Here is a 3,453-nt window from a genome sequence, read left to right as displayed (position 1 = left end):
GCACCGCTATCCCGATCAGGACTCGAGCACGCTGTGAGTACGGACCCCGAGGCCCCCGCGGAGGAAGCGGAATCCCGGCCCGCCGACGCCGGCACCGGGCACGAGCCCCCGCCGACCCCGGAGCCGAACCCCACGGCACACGACGACGACGCCACCGACCCGGGTCCCGAGGCCGAAGCCGACGCGGACGCGGATTCGGACGCGGACTCGGACTCGGACGACCAGGGGGCCGGGGGCGCCGAGCCGGACGCGGCCGCCTCCGGCGAAGCCGGGGCCAAGCTGACGGAGGCGCAGGCCGAGTTGGCGGCGCAGAAGGTCGAGCGGGAGCGCATCGCGCGGCGGAAGGCCGAGCGCGAGGCCCCCGTCGACGCGGGCGCCAAGCTCAGCGGCAAGGCCGCCGACCTGCTGGCCGCCGTACGGGCCGTGGAGAGCGGCGCCAAGCCCTCCGCCGTGTACTTCGACGAGGCCCCCGCCGAACCCCGCAAGGCGGCCCCCGCTCCCCCGGCCCCCCGCCCCGCGGCGGCCCCCGCGCCCGCCGCCCCCCGCACCGGGGACATCGGCGCCGTACGGGCGGTGCTCGCCCGCGGCGGCGCCCCCGAGGCGCTGGCCGGGCCCGCCGCCGAGGCCCTCGGGGAGGGCGCGGCGGAGCGCCTCGCGGAGGACCCCTGGCTGCTGCTCGCGGTCCCCGGGGTGCGCCCGACGCAGGCGGACGGCTTCGCGCAGGCCCTGCTGGGCCCGGAGGCCGGCCCCGCCGACGAGCGCCGCGGCGCGGCCCTGCTGGGCTGGCTGCTGGCGCAGGCCGCCCTCAAGGGGCACACCGCGCTGGAGGCCCCGGTCCTGGAGAAGGCCCTGGCCCAGTACGGCGTTCCGGCCCCCGCCGAGGCCCTGGAGGCGTCCATCGGGGACGGCGCGGTCCTGGTGTTCCACGAGCCGCTGGGCGAGCCCGTCGCGGAGGGCGAGGAGCAGCCCGTAAGGATCCTCGTGGGCCTGGAGGAGTACGCCCTGGCGGAGGAGAGCCTCGCCGACGGCCTGGCCCGGCTGTCCGCCACCTTCGGCCCCCCGGCCGACTGGTCCGAGGCGGCCACCGGCCCCGGCGCGGAGCTGATCCGCGCCGTCGCCGGGCACGGCCTGGTCGCCCACACCGGCGGCGAGGCCGCCCGCGCCGAGCCGCTGGCCCTGCTGGCGGCCGCCCGGAAGCTGGGCCTGCGGGCCGCCCTGGCCGCGCACGCCCCGGCCGGGGACTCCGCGGACGCCGTCGGCGTCGCGGGCCTGCTCGCGGGGACGCAGGGCCCCGGGCGGGACGCCGACGGCCGCTTCGACCTCGACCTGCTCATCGTGCTGGACGCCCCCCAGCTGGACGTGGAGACGGCCGCCGCGCTGGTGGAGTCGGTGCCCGACGGGGCCCGTCTGGTGCTCTCCGGCGACCCCGGCGTGCTCGGATCGGCCGGGCCCGGGCGGGTGTTCGCCGATGTGCTGGCGGCCGCCGCCTGCCCCCGGCTGGTGTCCCGTACCCCGGACCCCGGCCCGCTCGGCGAGCTGGTGTCGGGCATCGGGATCGGGGAGCTGAACCAGGTCGACGCCCCCGGCAAGGAGATCGTCATCGTCCCGGTGCGCGACGCCGGGGAGGCCGTGCACCGCACCGTGCAGCTGGTCTCCGAATCGGTGCCGCGCGCCTTCGGGATCCCGGCGGACGCGGTGCAGGTCGTCACCCCGGGCCACGGCGGCGCGGCGGGCACCCGCGCCCTGAACGCGGCCCTCAAGGAGCGGCTGAACCCCGGCCCCGGCCGGTTCGGCGGCTTCGACCCCGGCGACCGCGTGGTCCACGTGCCCTCGCCAGGACGGGCGCTCCCGGCGCGGGTGGTGACGGCCGACGCGCAGGGGCTGCACCTGGACGCGGCGGGCGCACGGGTCGTCGTACCGAGGGAGCGGGTGGAGGCCCAGGTGCGGCACGGCTGGGCCGTGACGGCGCACCAGGCCGTCGGCGCGCGCTGGCCGGCCGTGGTGGTCGTCCTGCCGGGGGACGCGGCGGAGGCCCTGTCGCGGGACTGGGTGTACACGGCGTTCGGACGGGCCGAGCGGCACCTGTCGGTGGTGCACGGGGTGGACCAGGCACTGCCGCGCGCGGTGGCCGAGGTGCCGCCGAAGCCCCGTACGACCCGGCTGACGGGCCTGCTGCGGGCCCTCACGGCCGCCCAGGACCAGCAGGCGTGACGCACGCGCGCCCCCGCCCAGCCGTCGTCGGCGGGGCGGGGGCGCTTCGCGTGCCACGGCCTCAGGCGGGGGTCAGCCCCGGCTCGGCGTTCTCCTCGTCCTCCTCGAAGTCCTCCCCGTCGTCGTCCTCTTCCTCGTCGAAGACGGAGCTCACGTCGAAGCGGTGCAGGACGTCCTGCGGATCGGCCTGTCCGAAGGGCGAGTTGAGCCAGTCCCCCGGTTCCGCGACCTCCTCCAGGGCCGCGATCCAGAGCGTGGAGTCGCCCTCCTCCAGCCCGAACTCCTTGTAGCGGGAGGCGATCTCGTCGGGCTCGTACTCCCCGAAGAGCACCCCGAGCGCCCCCGCGGTGCCTCCGTCGTCGACGAGTTCGGCGTCCCGGTCGTGCGCGGCGACGCGCTCGGCCTGGGCGATCAGCCGGGCCGGTTCCACGACGGCGTAGTCGCGGCGGATGAGCACGCTGAAGGCGGCGGGCTCGGCGGGGCCGGTGTACGCGACACCGTCCTCGGGCGTGGGGATCTCGAAGGGGGTGACCTCGTCGTAGCGGTCGTAGAGGAGTTCGTCGTACTCCTCGGCGGCGGCGGCGAGTTCGTTGAAGGCGGCGTAAACGGCCGGGTCCTCGTCCCCGATCCTGCTCTCGACCGCGGCGAGGTGACGGTCGAGAGCGGCCTTGACCGCCTCGGCGGCGGCGCGTACCTCGGCAACAGTGGGCAGAGCGGCATCAGACATAGTGCAGACGCTATCCGTAGCGGGCCCGTGCCCGCACAATAGATGCGATGCCGGAATACGAATTTGTCGACGTGTACGTGCCTCGCGGGACCTCCCGCCAGGAGGCGACCCGCCTGTTGACCGACCATGCGGAGTACGGGCACTGGGAGCTGGACCGCCTGGCCCTGTTCCGGGACGGCAGCCGCCGCGTGCGGTTGCGCCGCCGGATCATCCGGCAGGTCCGCGCGACCTGGTGACGCGGGCCCCGGTCCCGGGGCCCGCGTCGAAGTACCCGGTCAGGCGGCGTTGCGGGCGCGCCGGTAGAGCACGGCGCCGGCCAGCAGCAGGCCGCCCGCGAGCGGAACACCGGCCGTCAGGGCGTCACCGGCGCCGGTGGCGGCGAGCCCGGGCGTACCGGGTCCCTGGCCGGGGTGGGTGACGGGGGTGACGGACCCCGTACCGGGGGCGGCCGGCGTACCGGGCGTGCCCGTGCCCGGCGTACCGGGGGTCTGCCCGCCGGGGGTGCCGGGCGTGCC

General features: G+C 77.4%; 3 protein-coding genes and 1 pseudogene. 2 read left to right on the top strand and 2 right to left on the bottom strand.

Features of this window, described 5'->3' with window-relative positions:
• The first annotated feature begins 33 nt into the window (after positions 1 to 33).
• Positions 34 to 2,211: an ATP-binding domain-containing protein gene (locus ACFV0Q_RS39865; protein ID WP_385012789.1), complete on the top strand. Its 2,178-nt coding sequence runs from the start codon at positions 34 to 36 to the stop codon at positions 2,209 to 2,211.
• A gap of 61 nt (positions 2,212 to 2,272) precedes the next feature.
• Here the strand turns inward: ACFV0Q_RS39865 and ACFV0Q_RS39860 are convergent, their stop codons facing one another.
• The gene (locus ACFV0Q_RS39860; protein WP_385012787.1) at positions 2,273 to 2,938 is read right to left on the bottom strand and encodes a hypothetical protein; all 666 of its coding nucleotides are present in this window, start codon (positions 2,936 to 2,938) and stop codon (positions 2,273 to 2,275) included.
• Positions 2,939 to 2,985: 47 nt separating this feature from the next.
• On the opposite strand from ACFV0Q_RS39860, the gene ACFV0Q_RS39855 reads away from it, so the two are divergent.
• Positions 2,986 to 3,174 (top strand): DUF5703 family protein, encoded by a 189-nt coding sequence (locus ACFV0Q_RS39855; RefSeq protein ID WP_266578090.1) that lies wholly within the window; start codon positions 2,986 to 2,988, stop codon positions 3,172 to 3,174.
• Positions 3,175 to 3,213: 39 nt separating this feature from the next.
• On the opposite strand, the pseudogene ACFV0Q_RS39850 reads toward ACFV0Q_RS39855, so the two are convergent.
• Positions 3,214 to 3,453: pseudogene (locus ACFV0Q_RS39850) on the bottom strand (hypothetical protein); the annotation flags it as partial.

Source organism: Streptomyces sp. NPDC059564 (assembly GCF_042735575.1).
GTDB lineage: Bacteria > Actinomycetota > Actinomycetes > Streptomycetales > Streptomycetaceae > Streptomyces.
This window is presented reverse-complemented; position numbering and strand designations above follow the sequence as displayed.

Excerpts from the sequence above, each read along its gene's own strand:
- ACFV0Q_RS39860 (WP_385012787.1), bottom strand. The coding sequence starts at position 2,938 with ATGTCTGATGCCGCTCTGCCCACTGTTGCCGAGGTACGCGCCGCCGCC.
- ACFV0Q_RS39855 (WP_266578090.1), top strand. The coding sequence starts at position 2,986 with ATGCCGGAATACGAATTTGTCGACGTGTACGTGCCTCGCGGGACCTCC.